12 protein-coding genes are annotated in these 16440 nt (G+C 73.1%); 6 read left to right on the top strand and 6 right to left on the bottom strand.

Going from position 1 to position 16440, the window contains the following annotated elements; all coding sequences use genetic code 11:
• Positions 1-77 precede the first annotated feature (77 nt).
• Positions 78-926 (bottom strand): alpha/beta fold hydrolase, encoded by an 849-nt coding sequence (locus tag ACWCPF_RS14480; RefSeq protein WP_451045335.1) that lies wholly within the window; start codon positions 924-926, stop codon positions 78-80.
• A gap of 129 nt (positions 927-1055) precedes the next feature.
• Between ACWCPF_RS14480 and ACWCPF_RS14475 the strand changes: the two genes are divergently transcribed.
• Complete coding sequence (locus tag ACWCPF_RS14475; protein WP_451045334.1) at positions 1056-2558, top strand: MFS transporter; 1503 nt, start codon at positions 1056-1058, stop codon at positions 2556-2558.
• A 210-nt stretch (positions 2559-2768) separates the two neighbouring features.
• Here the strand turns inward: ACWCPF_RS14475 and ACWCPF_RS14470 are convergent, their stop codons facing one another.
• Positions 2769-3203, bottom strand: a complete 435-nt coding sequence (locus tag ACWCPF_RS14470) for a protease inhibitor (protein WP_451045333.1) — start codon at positions 3201-3203, stop codon at positions 2769-2771.
• A 285-nt stretch (positions 3204-3488) separates the two neighbouring features.
• Between ACWCPF_RS14470 and ACWCPF_RS14465 the strand changes: the two genes are divergently transcribed.
• The 3 genes from ACWCPF_RS14465 to ACWCPF_RS14455 all read left to right on the top strand — a co-directional run bounded on the left by ACWCPF_RS14465 (position 3489) and on the right by ACWCPF_RS14455 (position 7102).
• Complete coding sequence (locus tag ACWCPF_RS14465; protein WP_451045332.1) at positions 3489-4094, top strand: hypothetical protein; 606 nt, start codon at positions 3489-3491, stop codon at positions 4092-4094.
• A 159-nt stretch (positions 4095-4253) separates the two neighbouring features.
• Complete coding sequence (locus ACWCPF_RS14460; protein ID WP_451045331.1) at positions 4254-5843, top strand: purine-cytosine permease family protein; 1590 nt, start codon at positions 4254-4256, stop codon at positions 5841-5843.
• An 89-nt stretch (positions 5844-5932) separates the two neighbouring features.
• Positions 5933-7102, top strand: coding sequence for a lactate 2-monooxygenase (locus ACWCPF_RS14455; protein ID WP_451045330.1), 1170 nt, complete (start codon positions 5933-5935; stop codon positions 7100-7102).
• Positions 7103-7129: 27 nt separating this feature from the next.
• On the opposite strand, the gene ACWCPF_RS14450 is transcribed toward ACWCPF_RS14455, so the two are convergent.
• The 4 genes from ACWCPF_RS14450 to ACWCPF_RS14435 all read right to left on the bottom strand — a co-directional run bounded on the left by ACWCPF_RS14450 (position 7130) and on the right by ACWCPF_RS14435 (position 12209).
• On the bottom strand, positions 7130-8785 hold the full coding sequence (locus ACWCPF_RS14450; protein ID WP_451045329.1) for an RICIN domain-containing protein: 1656 nt from the start codon (positions 8783-8785) through the stop codon (positions 7130-7132).
• Positions 8786-9225: 440 nt separating this feature from the next.
• Positions 9226-9603 (bottom strand): toxin Doc, encoded by a 378-nt coding sequence (locus ACWCPF_RS14445; RefSeq protein ID WP_319339066.1) that lies wholly within the window; start codon positions 9601-9603, stop codon positions 9226-9228.
• Positions 9604-9606: 3 nt separating this feature from the next.
• Positions 9607-9852 (bottom strand): hypothetical protein, encoded by a 246-nt coding sequence (locus ACWCPF_RS14440; RefSeq protein ID WP_351917470.1) that lies wholly within the window; start codon positions 9850-9852, stop codon positions 9607-9609.
• Between the two features lie 116 nt (positions 9853-9968).
• Entirely contained in the window at positions 9969-12209 is a 2241-nt protein-coding gene (locus ACWCPF_RS14435; protein ID WP_451045328.1) for a glycoside hydrolase family 9 protein, read from the bottom strand.
• Positions 12210-12670: 461 nt separating this feature from the next.
• Here ACWCPF_RS14435 and ACWCPF_RS14430 point away from each other — a divergent pair, with 461 nt between their 5' ends.
• The gene (locus tag ACWCPF_RS14430) at positions 12671-15067 is read left to right on the top strand and encodes a SpoIIE family protein phosphatase (RefSeq protein WP_451045327.1); all 2397 of its coding nucleotides are present in this window, start codon (positions 12671-12673) and stop codon (positions 15065-15067) included.
• A 73-nt stretch (positions 15068-15140) separates the two neighbouring features.
• Positions 15141-16436 carry an SLC13 family permease gene (locus ACWCPF_RS14425; protein WP_451045326.1) on the top strand — a complete coding sequence of 432 codons (1296 nt, stop codon included), beginning with the start codon at positions 15141-15143 and terminating at the stop codon, positions 16434-16436.
• Positions 16437-16440: the final 4 nt, after the last annotated feature.

Raw genomic sequence — 16440 nt, 5'->3', positions numbered from 1 at the left:
TGCCGTCGTTCGGCTGCGGCGCCGTCGTGGCTGGTCGCGCAGTTCCCCGCGCCCCTTAAGGGGCGCTGCCGACACGCTCAGGCCATGCGGGTGCCTGCCCACAGCCCAGGTACCCGGCCGGCCGCGCAGGTCAGCTGCTGGGTCGCCGTGACCCGCAGGGCCGCCGCGAAGCGGGCCGGGTCGCGCAGGAACTCCATGTGGATGCCGGGGAACTCCGCCCAGGGCGCCCCGATCCGTCGGGCGATCTCGATCGAGGGGCGGGCGTAGTAGGCGCCGCGGTCCTCCGCGCCGGCGGCCAGCAGGATGGGGAACGGGGCCGCCCGCAGGGCCTCCTCGTCGGGGCGGAAGGCGCCGAAGCCCGCCCATTCCGCGCCGAAGAGGTGATCCTGGTTGGCCAGGAAGCGCTGCCAGAGGTCGGCGGGCCAGCGGTAGGAGCCCTCGCCGCGGGTCGTCTCGGCGAACCGCCGCCCGGCCGCGGGCCCGCCGCCGACGGTGTACAGCGCGGCCAGTTCGATGAAGAAGCCGCGCTCGGGGTCGCCGTCCGGCAGGACGTTCACGGCGGGCGGTTCATGGGCGATCAGGCCCGCGACCGCCTCCGGGTGCGCCGCGGCCAGGGTGAGTCCGATGATCGCGCCCGCGCTGTTGCCGAAGACCAGGGCCCGGCCGCCGGCCAGGCCGTCGATCAGCGCCCGGGCGTCGGAGGCCTGCTGGGCGAGCCGCATCGGCCCGTCGCCCGCGCCGCCGCTGCGGGAGTTGCCCCGGCGGTCGTAGGTGATCACCGTGAAGGCGTCGGCGAGATCCTCGGCCACGGCCGTGTAGTAGCCGGCGTCTCCCCCGGCCCCGCTGATCATCAGCAGCGCCGGGCCGCTGCCGCGCACCTCGTGGTACAGGCCGGTGCCGTCGATGTCGAACACCGCGCTGCGCATGTCCGGGCTCCCCTCGCCGCCGCCCCGCTAACGAAACTTTGCCGTTTCGCTGCGCCTGGTCTAGCCTCTATGTGTACGAAACCGTTTCGTTTACGAGTTCTTTGCCTTCACGTCCCTGGAGTGGTTCCCATGTCTGCGAAGACCCTCACGGACGGCACCCGCACGGGTGCCGAACCGGGGCCGTCCGCGGCGTCCGCCAAGAAGTGGTGGATCCTCGCGGTCGTCGCCCTGGCCCAGCTGATGGTGGTGCTGGACGCCACGATCGTGAACATCGCCCTGCCCTCCGCCCAGGCCGACCTCGGCTTCTCCGACGGCAGCCGGCAGTGGATCGTCACCGCGTACGCCCTGGCGTTCGCCTCCCTGCTGTTGCTCGGCGGCCGGATAGCGGACCTCTTCGGCCGCAAGACGGCCTTCCTCGTCGGCGTCGTCGGCTTCGCCGCCGTCTCCGCGCTGGGCGGCGCGGCGACCAACTTCGAGATGCTGGTGACCGCCCGCGCGCTGCAGGGCGCCTTCGGCGCGCTCCTCGCGCCGGCCGCGCTCTCGCTGCTCAACACCACGTTCACCGACGCCAAGGAGCGCGCCAAGGCGTTCAGCGTCTACGGCGCCATCGCCGGCGCGGGCGGCGCCGTCGGCCTGCTGCTCGGCGGCATCCTGACCGACGCGCTCGACTGGCGCTGGACGCTGTACGTCAACGTGGCCATCGCCGTGGTCGCCTTCGCGGGCGGCTGGGTGCTGCTGTCCAACCACCGCGACGCCCAGAACTCCAAGCTGGACGTGCCCGGCACCGTCCTGGTCGCCGCGGGCCTGTTCGCCGTCGTGTACGGCTTCTCCAACGCGGAGACGCACGACTGGAGCTCGCCGCAGACCTGGGGCTTCCTGCTCGCGGGCGGGCTGCTGCTGGCGGCCTTCGCCTGGTGGCAGACGCGCGCCGCGCATCCGCTGCTGCCGCTGCGCATCCTGTTCGACCGCAACCGCGCGGCCTCGTTCTTCGCCGTGCTGATCTCCGGCGCGGGCATGTTCGGCGTCTTCCTCTTCCTCACCTACTACCTGCAGCTCAACCTCGGCTTCAGCCCGACGAAGACAGGCGTGGCGTTCCTGCCGATGGTCGCGGCGCTGATGGTGGCGGCGCAGCTCGGCACCACGGCCCTGGTGCCGAAGCTGGGCCCGAAGACGGTCATCCCGCTGGGCTTCGCGATCGCCGCGGTCGGCATGGGCTGGCTGACCGGGATCGGCGTCGGCTCCGACTACATGAGCGCGGTGCTGCCGCAGCTGATCGTCATCGGCCTCGGCCTCGGCCTGGTCATGCCGCCCGCCATGCAACTGGCCACCGGCGGGGTCGCCGCCGAGGACGCGGGCGTGGCCTCCGCCACGGTCAACGCCATGCAGCAGGTGGGCGGTTCGATCGGTACGGCCCTGCTGAACACCCTCGCCGCGAGCGCCGCGACCGACTACCTGGCCGGGAAGGACCGGACGAACAAGCTGGTCCAGGCGCAGGCCACCATCGAGAGCTACACGACCGCGTTCTGGTGGTCGGCCGGCTTCTTCGCCGCGGGCGCGGCCATCGCGTTCGCGCTCTTCCGCCGCGGGGTGCCGCAGGTGGACGCGGACGCGGCGCCGGTGGTCCATATGTGACGGGCCTTCGGGGAGAGCCGCATCAGGGAGAGGGGCCGCCGTCCGGGATGGACGGCGGCCCCTCTGTGCCGTGCCGGGGGCCGGCGGGCGGCCCCACACCGCCCGCCGGCCCCTTGGTGCGGGATCGCCGTGGTCCCGGGCCGGCGGCTCGCACTCCCCACGTCACGAGCCTGACTCGACCGTCCCCACAAGGACCGGCGATCCCGGCTCTCAGAACGCGAAGAGGCTGCTCGCGGCAGCGTTCCTCACGCACTCGTTGGCGAAGGCGCGCTCGAAGGAGACGCGCTTGCCCTGCCACACGCCGTCGACGGTGACGACCACCGGGTCGTACTGCTTGGTGCACACGCCGCCGCCCGGACCGGCGAGGGCGTCGAGGTCGCCGCCGGCGGTGCGCAGTTCGGCGCAGGCGAGGGCGGCGGCGGGGTGGGTGCCGGAGGGCCTCGGCGCGCAGTTCAGGGTCACGGCCCGGGCCGCGTCGACGGTGGCGGCGCTCTCTCCGTGGCCGACGGTCAGCACGAGTGCCGACGGGGCGTAGAGGGAGGTCGGCGCGGCGGCCGGGGCGGCGAGCGCGGACCCGGTGAGGGGTCCGCAGACGGTGGCGGCCGTGAGGCCCAGGGTCACTGCCCAGCGCGCGGTGTTCCGCATTGTGTGCATCCTTCCGCTCGATTCGGGGGTGTGTCGCTCCGGCCGGCGATGGGTGCCGGACGCGACGAGCGCGAGTCTGCCGAGTCCGCCGCCGAATCTCATATCGACCCCATGGATTTCAGTAACCTTGCGTATTGAATCAGTGGCGTGAAGTTACGTAATTCGAACGTTCCAACGCCGAAAGCAAGCGCTTCATGATCCCTTCGGTCGACTCGATGACCGGATTTCATAGCTCCGTTAATCGGCCTGAAACATTCCGCTCCCGAGCGCAGTAATGTTGATTACATGATTACGTCAGAGCAGAACGAGAAATTGAGAGGCTGGTTCGCAGGCCGGCTCCCCGACGACCTCTTCGACGAGCTGACCGAGGTGACGGTCGATCGCGAGGAGATCACCGTCGTCGGCCGCATCCCCGCGCCCCGGCTCGCCGAGGACGCCCCGGCCGCCGAACGCGAGGCCGCCGTCGCCGCCCGGATCCAGGAGTTCCGCGAGCGCACCCGCGAGGCCCGCATGGCCGTGGCCCGCGACGCGGAGCACCGGTTCCGGCGGAAGGTGTCCTGGGGCGTGGTGTGCGACGGGGAACGCGCCCTGTTCACCCATGTGGCCGCGCCGGTGATGACCCGGCTGCGGCAGCCCGAGCGCGAGGTGCTCGACACCCTGATCGCCGCGGGCGTGGCCCGCAGCCGCAGCGACGCGCTCGCCTGGTGCGTGCGGCTGGTCCAGCGCCACACCGACGACTGGCTCACCGAGCTGCGCGACTCCCTCGAACACGTCCAGCGGGTACGCGCCCAGGGACCGGACGCCGACAGGGACACGGGCAAGGACACGGACACGGACACGGTGTCGGAGGAGGTGGTCGATTCCTCCACTCGTGACACCGAGGAAGGATGATTCGTCCTCTGGCCGGGGTCTGTTCCAGCGCCGTACCTTCGGCAGACCCCGATCAGGACGCCATTCCCCCGCGTCGCCCACCCCCGCGACGAGACGGCCGTCCCCCCGTACCGCGCCACCCCGCGCTCCGCCGTCGACCGCCCCGTTGCTGGAGCCCCTGTGACCCCGCCGTCCCCCGAACACGCCCCGTCCACGCCGCCGCCCTCCCTGACCGAGGTCGAGTCCCACGGGGTGGACCGCATCCCCGACGCCGAGCGCACCGCGACCCCGCTCGACCTGTTCCGGCTCGCCTTCGGCGGCGCGAACACCTTCTCCACCTGCGTCCTCGGGTCGTTCCCGATCCTCTTCGGCCTCTCCTTCTGGCAGGGGCTCGCCGCCACCCTCCTCGGGGTCGTCGTCGGCGCGCTGATCCTGTGCCCGATGGCGGTGTTCGGCCCGGTCAACGGCACCAACAACGCGGTCTCGTCCTCCGCGCACCTCGGTGTGCACGGCCGGGTGGTCGGCTCGTTCCTCTCCCTGCTGACCGCGATCGCCTTCTTCTCCATCTCGGTGTGGAGCTCCGGCGACGCCCTGGTCGGCGGCGCCCACCGGCTCTTCGGCCTCTCCCGCAGCGATCTGACCTACGCCGTCGCCTACGCCCTGTTCGCCGGGCTGGTCCTCGCGGTGTGCGTGTACGGCTTCCGGTTCATGCTGTTCGTCAACAAGGTCGCCGTGGCCTCGGCGACCCTGCTGTTCCTGCTCGGCGCGATCGCCTTCGCCGGCGACTTCGACCCGTCGTACGCGGGTGTCTTCACGGACTCGGCGGACGCGGCGACCGACGCGCTGTTCTGGCCGTCGTTCTTCGGCGCGGCCCTGATCGTGCTGTCCAACCCGGTGTCGTTCGGGGCGTTCCTCGGCGACTGGTCGCGCTACATCCCCGCCACGACCCCGCGCCGCCGGGTGATCGGGGCCGCGTTCCTGTCCCAGATCGCGACCCTGCTGCCGTTCCTCTTCGGTCTGGCGACCGCCAGCATCATCGCGACGAAGGTCCCCGAGTACGTCGATCCGGCCGCCCCCGACTTCGTGGGCGGGCTGCTGGCGATCTCGCCGACGTGGTTCTTCCTGCCGGTGTGCCTGCTCGCCCTGATCGGCGGCATGTCCACCGGCACGACCTCCCTCTACGGCACCGGCCTGGACTTCTCCTCGGTGTTCCCGCGGCTGTCGCGGGTGCAGGCCACGGTGCTGGTCGGCGTGCTGTCCACCGGCTTCATCTTCGTCGGCCGGTTCGGCCTGGACCTCGTCCAGTCCATCTCGACGTTCGCCACGATGATCATCACCTGCACCACGCCGTGGATGGTCGTCATGATGCTCGGCTACTACACCCGCCGCGGCTGGTACGACCCGGAGGCGCTGCAGGTCTTCAACCGGCGGCAGCGCGGCGGCCGTTACTGGTTCGCGCACGGCTGGAACTGGCGGGGCATGACCGCGTGGTGGGTGTCGGCCGTCCTCGGGGTGCTGTTCACGAACATCCCGGGCCAGTTCGTCGGCCCGCTCGGCGATCTGGCGAACGGCATCGACATCGGCCTGCCGCTGTCCCTCGCCGTCTCCGCCGTGCTCTATCTGACGCTGCTGCGGATCTTCCCCGAACCCCGGGCGGTGTACGGCCCGCAGGGCCCCCGGCTGGCCCGGACCGCGGACGTGCCGGTGCCGCCGATCACCGGGCCGGGCGCACCGGCCGACGACCGCGCGACCGGCCTGTCACACCGCTGAACCGCTGAACTCCCCCGCGCCGGCCCGCCGGTATGGTCGCCCTGCGACGCACGCTCGACCATGGGACTACGAGAGGCGGGACGGACGGGATGGCCAAGCACTGGGGAGACTTCCAGTACGAGATCTACCTCGACGGGACGACGGGCGCGGTGCCCCGGCTGCCCACCGACCTCACCCGGCTGGAGGAACTCACCGAGCAGCGCCTCGGGCCGGGTCCGGTCGGCTACGTGGCGGGCAGCGCGGGCGACGGCAGCACCGCGCGGGCGAACCGGGCGGCCCTGGAACGCCGCCGGATCGTGCCGCGCATGCTGCGGGACGTGCACGAGCGGGATCTGTCCGTCGAGGTGCTGGGCCGGGCCCTGCCCGCCCCGCTGGCCCTCGCGCCGGTCGGCGTGCTGTCGATCATGCACCCGGAGGCGGAGTCCGCGGCGGCCCGGGCCGCGGCCGCCCAGGGGGTGCCGTACATCCTGTCGTCGGCGTCCAGCACACCGATCGAGCAGGTCGCCGAGGCGATGGGCGACGCCGAGCGCTGGTTCCAGCTGTACTGGTCGAAAGACCGGGAGGTGACGTCGAGTCTCCTGGGCCGGGCGAGGGCGAGCGGGTACACGGTGCTCGTCGTCACCCTGGACACCCCGCTGCTGGCGTGGCGGCCGCGCGATCTGGACCAGGCCTACCTGCCGTTCCTGCACGGGGTGGGCACCGCCAACTACTTCACCGACCCCGCCTTTCTGGCGGGCCTGGCCAAGCCGGTGCACGAGGACCCGAACGCGGCCGTCCTGCACTTCGTCGGCCTGTTCGCGGACCCCGCCAAGACCTGGCCGGACCTGGCGTTCCTGCGGGAGCACTGGGACGGGCCCATCGTCCTCAAGGGCGTGCTGCACCCCGACGACGCCCGACTGGCCGCCGACGCCGGGATGGACGGGGTGGTGGTCTCCAACCACGGCGGCCGACAGGTGGCCGGTGCGGTCGCGGCCGCCGACGCGCTGCCCCGGGTCGCGGCGGCGGTGGGCGACCGGCTGACCGTCCTGTTCGACAGCGGGATCCGCACCGGCGACGACGTCTTCAAGGCACTGGCCCTGGGCGCGCGGGCGGTGCTGCTGGGCCGGCCCTACGTCTACGGACTCGGCCTGGACGGCCGGCCCGGCGTCGAGCATGTGATCCGCTGTCTGCTCGCCGAGTTCGACCTCACCCTGGCCCTCTCCGGCCACGCCGGTCCGTCGACCGTCGGCCCGGCCGACCTGGAGGAGGAGCCGCGGTGAGATCCGGCCGACGCCGCACGGGCGCGGTCAGGCCGTCCCCTCCGCCAGGTCGATCGGCTGGGCCGACGGTGGTGCGTCCGTGCCGGTGACCGCGAGGGAGCCGGGCGTGGCGTTGGGGATGTCGGTCAGCCAGCGCTGGCCCGTGGAGTGGTCGCGGACCTTGACGACGACGTCGGAGCCCGCGACCTCGCCTGCGGTCGCCAGGGCGAGCGCGTCGTCCCAGCGGGGCAGCAACTCGCCCTGGACGGTGAGGTCGTAGCGGACGTCGTCGCCGCGGGCGTCGGTGGCGTCCGCGCACGCGCCGAGCATGACGACGCCGGCGTCGACGTGGGAGTCCACGCACAGGTCGGACTGGGCCGCGCTGCGCAGTTGTCCGTCGTCGCTGTACGACCACAGCTGCGTCTCGTCGGAGGAGCAGGCGGCCAGTTCGACGGCGGCGCCCGCCCGTGCCGTGCCGCTGATGTCGAGGCACAGGTCGGCGGCGGCGTTGCGCAGTCGCGTCCGCTGCGGTGCGGTGGGCAGTTGGGCGGTGTCGGGGGACGTCGGCCCGGCGGCCGGCGAGTCGGCGCCGGGGACGCTGCCGCTGGTGGAGGCGGCCGGGTCGGCGCCGCCGTCGTCCGACCACATGCCGGCCGCGAGCAGGGTCGTCAGCAGGCCGGCCGAGGCCAGGCCGACGCCGGTGAACAGCGTGCGCGGCGAACGCGGCGCACGCGCCTCCCCGGAGGCCCGGCGGCGGGGCGAGGGAATGCGCGCGAGCAGGGTGCCGCCGCGCTTTCCGCGCCTTCCGCGCGTGCCGCCACCGCCGCCGCCGTGCCGGGCGGAGCCCTTGAGCCGTACGGTCTGCTGCTTGGTGCGGCCCGGGCGGGTGTCGTAGTAGCGGCGGGCGCCCCAGCCGAGCACCGCCTCGGCGAGCAGCAGACCGAGGTCGCTCTCGAAGTGGCCGAGCTGTTCGGCGGCGGAACGGCAGTAGCGGCAGTCGTCCAGGTGCTTGCGGACATCCGGCAGGAGATCGCCGCCGCGCCGGATGGGCACGTCGAGGAGCCGGTTGTAGAAGCGGCAGTCCTTGCTCGGCGCGAGTTCCGCGTGCGCGCGGACGACGCCCTCGCGGAGCTTGTCCCGGGTCTGTTCGAGGGCGGCGGTCACGGTGTCGGTGTCCATGCCGAGCAGCCCGGCGGCGACGGTGATCTGCTCGCCCTCGACCTCCACGTGCCACAGGACGCAGCGGGCGACCGCGGGCAGGCTCTGGAACGAGCGTTCCGCGAGCACCCGGTTCTCCGGCGTCATGGACTTCGCGGCCCGCATCCCCCGGGCGCCGGCCGGCTTGCGCAGCACCGGCAGCACGCCGGACAGCCCCTCGTCGGCGGACCACAGCCCGGCCATGTCCCGCACGGTCACCAGCAGGCGCGGGCGCAGCGCGGTGCCGGGCTCGCCCAGTTTGAGCCGGTCGAGGACCTGGTGGAAGGCGCCCGCGGTGAGCATGGACGCCGTGTTCCCGGAGGAGGCGAGGCAGATGGCCGCGTACTCGTGCACCGGCCGCCAGTGCCGGGCGATCAGCAGGGCGGTGGACTGGGCGACCTCGCTGTCCGCGCCGCCGCGTATTCCGGCGGCGAGGGACTCGTCGGACTCTCCGGGGCCCGCGCCCGGCGGCGGATACGGCGGCAGAGGAGGTTGAGCGGTGGGCACTGAGAGAGTTCCTTTGATACGTACCTGTTCGGTGCGGCAGGGAGCGCGAGTTCGCCTCCGCCGACGAACGCAGGGACCCGGCACTCGACCCCCCGCACGGGTGCTTCACCTTTACACAACTAAGTCGTGCACAACAAGGCGGCGGCTGAAGCTGCGCTTTGTTGAGGAAAAGTCGATAGCCGGATCCAACTCCCACCGGTCGGCGCGCCTTTCGGCGGCGCCGGGAATGCGGCGCGGCGTCCCGGCCGGAAATCCGCCCTTGCGCCCCGTGTGAAACACGCGCACACAACGGACCGCCTCGCACGGTCCCGGCACACCGGCCCACGTAGTTGGCTGGAACCGGCCACTTCCTCGGAGGCCCCGCGCAGGACGGCGGCTCTCCTGCGCGAAACGGCCGCCGGCCCTGCTCCTCCCGCCCGGGGCCGGCGGCCCGAGGAGGCCTATATCTGCCAGGACCTCAACCGGTCGGCGGCCCCGTAGACGTCGGTCTTGCCGTCGATCAGGTCCCGGGCGAGGTCGACGAGCGCGCCGTAGGGCGGATCGATGCCGACGCCGCTGGTGAACATGTAGGCCACCGCCGTCGCGCAGGCGAACCGGGCGTTGGCCGAGGGCAGCGGCTTGAGCAGGGTGAGCGTGTGCAGCAGCGCGGCGGCCCGCCAGGCCGGATCCGAGTCCACGCCGAGCTTCGGCGGATCGACCCGGTGCCGGGCGACGGCGGCGACCAGCGCCGAGAAGTCGTTGATGGTGGGCTGCTCGGGCAGGACCTCTTCATGGCGCTGGAGCAGCCAGGGCACGTCGATGTGGATGACGGCTGTCATCGGTCAGGCGACCCGCCCCTCGCCCTGGGCGGAACGTTCGTCGTCGGGGAAGGCGGCGGCGAATTCGTCGGCGTGGGACGCGAAGAACCTGCGGAACGCCTCCGCGCCCTCCTGCAGCGCCCGGTGCCGCGCGATGTCGGCCGCGGCCGCCTCGCGCACGAGTGCCTTCATCGAGGTACCGCGTTCCTTGGCGATCTGCCGCAGATCCTCCAGCTCGCGATCGCTGAACTCCACATTGAGGGCTGGCATGTCCTTCACGGTACCGCGCGGGTACTTACTCGTAAATATCCCCAGGTCATGGTGATGACCGCGCGGTACCGGAAGTGCTCGACCCGGCACACTCCCGATCGGGCCGGCCGGTCCTGCTATCCCTGGTCCGCCACGAAGGACGCCATCCGGGCCAGCGCCGCGTTCCAGTTGATCGCGGTCTCGTTCGTCGACCAGGACTGGATGTCGTCGATGTAGCAGAACTGGCCCACGCAACCCTGCAGCTTGCTCTGCGCATAGGGGTCCTGGATGCTCGAGTTCGCCCCGCCCGCGAGGGTCCCGGTCGGCGGGTTCGGCAGGGCCGGGTCGAGCTGGTGCGCGTACCAGCGGCTGTGCTGGCGGTGGGAGTCGACGTCGCCGTAGCCGGTCACGTACGAGATGTTCAGCGCGTTGCGGCCGAGGACGTAGTCCATGCTCTGGACGGCCGCGTCCCGGTACTTCGCGGCGCCGGTGAGGTCGTAGGCGGTGGCGATGACCACGGCGTTGTTGAGGACCTGATGGCTGGAGCCCCAGTCGTAGCGGTTGCCGACGGGCGCGTAGGGCATCCCGTACGGCTGTGCGGCCAGCGTGGCGAGGTAGGCGTCGGCGCCCCGCACCACCGACCGGCGCACCTTGTCCCGGCCGGGCAGCTTGTTCGGGACGGTGGCGAGGTCGAGCCGGCCGGCGGCGGCCGTACGGGACCAGTCGAAGCCGTTGGGGACGAAGATGTCGGCGGTGTGCGCCGGGGAGTTCAGCACGTGGTCGGCGAACCGCTGCTCCCCGGTGGTGAGATACAGCTCGGCGGCCGCCCAGTAGAACTCGTCGGTCGTGTCGTCGTCGTTGTAGGCGCCGCCGCCGTTGCCGTCGGCCGGGTCGGCGTGGACGGCCGGGTGGGCGAGGGCCGCCGTCCAGGCCTTGCGCGCCGTCGCCAGCGCCTGCGCCGCGAACGCCTTGTCGTAGGGCCGGTAGAGGCGGGCCGCCTGGGCTGCCGTCGCGGCCAGGTTGAGGGTCGCGGCCGTGGTCGGCGGGTGCAGTTCGCGCTTTTGCGGATCGGCGCTCGGCAGCAGCGGCAGGCCGGTCCACTGCTCGTCGTGGATCTTGTGATGGGCCATGCCGGCGAGCGGCTGCCCGTCCGGCACCTGCATCTTCAGCAGGAAGTCCAGCTCCCAGCGGGCCTCGTCGAGGATGTCGGGCACCCGGTTGCCGCTCTCGGGGAGGGCGAGCGTGCCGTCGCCGAGCTTCGCGGGGCGACCGGTGCGGGCGACCAGGGAGCGTTCGTAGGTGCTCAGCAGCTCCCAGGCGGCGATGCCGCCGTTGACGACGTACTTGCCGTGGTCGCCGGCGTCGTACCAGCCGCCGGTGACGTCCAGGGTGTAGTCGCACACCCCGGGTTGGCAGGGGACGGCCCGGTCGCCCTGGTTGGGGGCCACGCCCACATGGCCGGCCGGCCTGCCGTAGCCGGGGCGCAGGTCGTCGCGGATCTCGATGCCGCTGCGCTGCGTGTAGTAGTACTTCACCGCGTCCAGCCGCAGTCGCTGATAGCCGGCCGTGCCGATGTCGAAGGGGTGGCTGGTCTCGCCGTCGGCGACCAGCGTGAAGCCGGCGCCCTGCTTGCGGTGGGCGCCGAAGTCGATGGAGTGGACGTGCTGTCCGGAGGACACGTCGAGGCCGCGCGGCACGCTCCAGCCGTGCGCGACCGTCGCCCCCGCGGCGTTCTTCAGCTGCCAGGGCAGCCGCTCGGCGGCGTCCGTGACGAGCGTGGCGTTCTTCGGCCCGGCGGGCAGATAGCCGACCTGATTGACCCGCACCCGCGGCCCGGTGTCGGGCTCGTAGGCCTCCGGCGGCACCCCGCCCAGCAGCGACACGTCGTCCAGGCAGAACCGCCAGGGATCCGCGCTCCCGCCGACCTGGAAGGCGACCTGCCCCTGTGCGCTGTCGACCGGCGAAGTGAAGGTGTACGCGTACGAGTCGCCCGCCGCGTCCAGCACCGGGGTCGCCTCGTACCAGGTGTCGTACGGGGCGGCCCCGAGGCCCACGATCGCCCGCACCACATGCCCCTCCGGCACTCCGGAGGCGCTGAAGGAGAAGCGGTACGACGACCCCTTCACCAGGGTGATCGCGTCCTGGCCGACAGCGGAGTCCCAGCGGTTGACGGTGCCGCCGGGCACCTCCGCGCAGAGCCGGCCGTCGGTGAGAGCGGCGGTGACGTTGCTGGTCCACCACGGATCGGCGGTCGTGTCGAAGCCGCCGTTCCGGACCTGTTCGACCTCGTCGGCGCCGGCCTGCTGCACGGGCAGCGCGGTGAGCGCCGCGCCCAGCAGGGCCGCGAGGGACAGCAGGGCGGTGCTGCGTCGTGTCACGTCCGGGCTCCTCGGTCCAGTGGGAGCGCTCCCAGAGAAGGGTCGCAGGACATGTTTGTTGCACTCGTGACACCCCGTCAACAGGTGGGACGAGGAGAACCTCGGCGAGTACGGCACTCCGGCCAAGCGGTTCGGGCGAAGTCGGCCGCGGTGCAGCGGCGCCCCGAAGGGGCGCGGGGCGCTGACATATGCGGCTCCGCCGCGCGGGCGCGACCAGGCACGACGGCGCCGCGGCGGGGCGAGGGCGCCGGCCGTCGCGCGGCGCGACCGTGCGACGGCCGGAGGCGGTCGCGACGGCCTCGACGGCCCGCGCCGCCGGGGTGCCGGGGAGCGCTTCGGTGGCCGGTGCGACCGCCCCGGCCGTCGGGCAAGGCGGGCGGTCGCGCACACGTTCCACGCACTAGGCTGGAGCCCGAGTTATGCACTTGTTCACTGTGCGTAAGGGCGATGGAGTGGCGACGATGAGCCCGGTGGATCCGTTCGACGATGCCTCGACCGCGCGGGCCGTCATCGACGAGCGGGGGATCGTGGTCCGGTGGGGCGCCGGCGCCCGTCGGCTGCTGGGGTACGAGGCGGCCGAGGCGGTGGGCCGACCCGCCGCCGACTTCCTGGCCGACACCGACGCCGACACGAACACCGGTGCCGGTACCGGTACGAGCGCGCTCGCCGCGCCGGCCGGCCCCCGGTGGAGCGGCACCCTGACGCTGCGGCACCGCGACGGCCGTGCCGTGACCGTCTGGCTGCTCGCGCTGCGCCGGCCGACGCACGACTGGCAGGCCGTCGTCCCACCGGCCGCCGCGGACCTCGACCCGCCGGACGACGCGCTGACCTCGGCGGCGATGAGACAGTCCCCCTGCCCGATGCTGGTCTGCGACCAGGATCTGCGGCTGCGCTGGATCAACGAGCGGATGACCGAGCTCATCGACCTGCCCGCCCACCCGGTCGACGGCCTGAGGATCACCGACATCGGCGTCCGCCGCGAGAACACGGACCTCGAGGAGCAGCTGAGGGACGTGCTCACGACGGGCCGGCCCCGGGACATCGAGAACTACCTCCGCCCGAGCGGCCTGCAGAACGCCTCCGCCCATCTGACCCGGCTCGCCCCGCTCACCGACGCCGCCGGCCACATCCAGGGCGTCTGTCTGACCGGCCATGACTTCACCGAGCACTACCTGGCCCGGGAACGGCTCCGGCTGGTCAACGAGGCGAGCCTGAGCATCGGCACCACCCTCGACGTCACCCGCACGGCTCAGGAGCTGGCGCAGGTCTGCGTCCCCGCGCTGGCCGATTTCGTCAGCATCGACCTGCTCGACCCGCAGGACGGCGTGGAACCCCCGGCCCGGTTCGCACCGCCGCTGCGGCTGCGGCGCACCGCGCACCACTCGGTCAACCCCGGCACCCCGGAGGCCGTCGCCCAGCCGGGCCAGGCGCAGGAATACCCGACGGGATCGCCGCAGGCCGACTCGCTGGTCGCGGGGCGCACCATCGTCCGCACGGTGGCCGGCGGCGAGCTGGACGCCTGGCTGACCTGGGACACCGCGCGCGCCGCTCGGGTGCGGGAGCTCGGCATCCACTCCACGATGTCCGTGCCCATCCAGGCGCGCGGCGTGACCCTCGGCGTCGCCGTCCTCACCCGGTTTCGCCGGCCCGATCCGTTCACCCCGGACGATGTGCTGCTGGCCGAGGAGGTCACGGCGCGGGCCGCCGTCTGCGTCGACAACGCCCGCCGGTACTCCCGCGAGCGCGAGACGGCCCTCGCCCTGCAGCGCAGCCTGCTCCCGCGCACGCTCCCCCGCACGGCCGCCGTCGACGCCGCCTCCCGCTATCTGCCGGCCGCCCGCGCCGGGGTCGGCGGCGACTGGTTCGACGTGATCCCGCTGTCCGGGATGCGGGTCGCGATGGTCGTCGGGGACGTCGTCGGGCACGGCATCCAGGCCTCGGCCACCATGGGCCGGCTGCGCACGGCCGTGCGCACCCTCGCCGACATCGACCTCGCCCCCGACGAGCTGCTGACGCACCTGGACGATCTGGTCCTCAGGCTGTCCGAGGAGGCCGGCGTGGAGGGCAGCCCCGGCGAGATGGGCGCGACCTGTCTGTACGCGGTGTACGACCCCGTGTCGCGGCGCTGTGTCATGGCGCGGGCGGGGCATCCCCCGCCGCTGCTGCTCCGGGCGGGCGGCACGCCCCGGCTGGTCCAGCTGCCCGCCGGTCCTCCGCTGGGCCTGGGCGGACTGCCGTTCGAATCGGCCGAGCTGGAGCTCGCCGAGGGCAGCGTCCTCGCCTTCTACACCGACGGGCTGATCGAGTCCCGGGAGCGGGACGTGGACGCCGGTCAGCTGCTGCTGGCGGAGGCGCTGGCGGCGCGGTCGGACTCGCTGGACGAGACCTGCGACCGGATCCTGCACGCCCTGCTCCCGCCCGGCGGCGCCGGCGACGACGTCGCGCTGCTGCTCGCGCGCACCCGGGGCCTGCCGGCCTCGCAGGTCGCGACCTGGGACGTCCCGGCGGACCCCGCGCTGGTCGCGCCGATCCGCAAGCAGGTCGTCGAGCAGCTGTCGGCCTGGGAGCTGAGCGACGCGTCGTTCACCACCGAGCTGGTGGTGAGCGAGCTGGTCACCAACGCCATCCGGTACGGTTCCCGCCCCATCCGGCTGCGGCTGATCCACGACGCGGCGACGCTGATCTGCGAGGTGTCCGACGACAGCCACACCGCCCCGCATCTGCGCCGGGCGAAGACCTGGGACGAGGGGGGTCGCGGGCTGCTGCTGGTGGCCCAGCTCACCCAGCGCTGGGGCAGCAGGCACACCCCCGAGGGCAAGACGATCTGGGCGGAGCTGTCCCTGTTCGACGAGGAGTGAGGCGGGCCCTCCAGGCCGTTTCCGGGGCTCTTACCCTCCCGTGTTCTGATGGAGGAGCACCCGGACCTCATCGATGGGCGGGCACCACCAGACCCCGTCCCGGAGTATCGCCCTGAACACCTCGCTCGCCGCATCGCTGTCCGTCGTCCTGCTCGTCGCCGCCCTCGGGTGGGCGGTGCTGCGGCCCGCCGGGCGGTCGGAGGCCCTGGTCGCCGTCCCCGCCGCGGCCGTGGCGATCGTCCTCGGGGCGGTGTCGCCCGGGCACGCGCTGGCCGAGGCGGAGCGGCTCGGGCCGGTCGTCGGCTTCCTGGCGGCGGTGCTGGTGCTGGCGCACCTGTGCGACGTCGAGGGGCTGTTCACGGCGTGCGGGGCGTGGATGGCCCGGCGGGCCGCGGGCCGCCCGCGGCGGCTGCTGGTCGCGGTGTTCGTGCTGGCCTCGGTGATCACGGCCGTGCTCAGTCTGGACGCGACGGTGGTGCTGCTGACGCCGGTGGTGTTCGCCACCGCGGCCCGGATGGGCGTGGGGTCGAAGCCGCACGTCTACGCGTGCGCGCATCTGTCGAACACGGCCTCGCTGCTGCTGCCCGTGTCCAACCTCACCAACCTGCTGGCGTTCACCGCGAGCGGGCTGAGCTTCACTCGGTTCGCCGCTCTGATGGCGCTGCCGTGGGTGGTCGCGATCGGCGCGGAGTACCTGGTCTTCCGGCGCTTCTTCGCCGCCGGGCTGCCCGCCGTCGAGCCGGTCGTGGACGACGGCCCGGCGCCCGAGCTGCCGCTGTTCGCGCTGGTCACCGTGGGCTGCACGCTCGCCGGGTTCGTGGTGGCGTCGGCCGTCGGGATCGAACCGGCGTGGGTCGCGTTCGCGGGCGCGCTGGTCATGGCCGGGCGGGCGCTGGTGCGGCGACGGGTGACTCCGGTCGCCGTCGTGCGGGCCGCCGCGCCGGGCTTCCTGGCGTTCGTGCTGGCGCTGGGGATCGTGGTGCGCGCGGTGGTCGACAACGGGCTCGCCGGCGCGCTGCGGCACGTCCTGCCCGACGGTTCGGGCCTGCTGACGCTGCTGGGCGTCGCCGCGCTGGCCGCCGTCCTGGCGAACCTGATCAACAACCTGCCCGCGGTGCTGGTCCTGGTGCCGCTCGCCGCCCCGGCCGGGGCCGGGGCGGTGCTCGCGGTGCTGCTCGGGGTGAACATCGGCCCGAACCTGACGTACGCCGGATCGCTGGCGACGCTGCTGTGGCGGCGGGTGGTGCAGGAGCGCGGAGAGCGGGTCGAGGTCGGGGAGTTCACCCGCCTCGGCCTGCTCAGCGTGCCCGCCGCGCTGGTCCCGGCCGTCGTGGCGCTGTGGGCCTCGCTCCAGGTGGTCGGCGGCTGACCGC

This window comes from Streptomyces sp. NPDC001858 (assembly GCF_053594615.1).
This window is presented reverse-complemented; position numbering and strand designations above follow the sequence as displayed.

What these genes read in the sequence shown, in the direction of transcription:
- ACWCPF_RS14480 (WP_451045335.1), bottom strand. Translation starts at nt 926, where the DNA reads ATGCGCAGCGCGGTGTTCGACATCGACGGCACCGGCCTGTACCACGAG.
- ACWCPF_RS14475 (WP_451045334.1), top strand. Translation starts at nt 1,056, where the DNA reads ATGTCTGCGAAGACCCTCACGGACGGCACCCGCACGGGTGCCGAACCG.
- ACWCPF_RS14455 (WP_451045330.1), top strand. Translation starts at nt 5,933, where the DNA reads ATGGCCAAGCACTGGGGAGACTTCCAGTACGAGATCTACCTCGACGGG.
- ACWCPF_RS14445 (WP_319339066.1), bottom strand. Translation starts at nt 9,603, where the DNA reads ATGACAGCCGTCATCCACATCGACGTGCCCTGGCTGCTCCAGCGCCAT.
- ACWCPF_RS14430 (WP_451045327.1), top strand. Translation starts at nt 12,671, where the DNA reads ATGAGCCCGGTGGATCCGTTCGACGATGCCTCGACCGCGCGGGCCGTC.
- ACWCPF_RS14465 (WP_451045332.1), top strand. Translation starts at nt 3,489, where the DNA reads ATGATTACGTCAGAGCAGAACGAGAAATTGAGAGGCTGGTTCGCAGGC.
- ACWCPF_RS14470 (WP_451045333.1), bottom strand. Translation starts at nt 3,203, where the DNA reads ATGCGGAACACCGCGCGCTGGGCAGTGACCCTGGGCCTCACGGCCGCC.
- ACWCPF_RS14425 (WP_451045326.1), top strand. Translation starts at nt 15,141, where the DNA reads ATGGGCGGGCACCACCAGACCCCGTCCCGGAGTATCGCCCTGAACACC.
- ACWCPF_RS14440 (WP_351917470.1), bottom strand. Translation starts at nt 9,852, where the DNA reads ATGCCAGCCCTCAATGTGGAGTTCAGCGATCGCGAGCTGGAGGATCTG.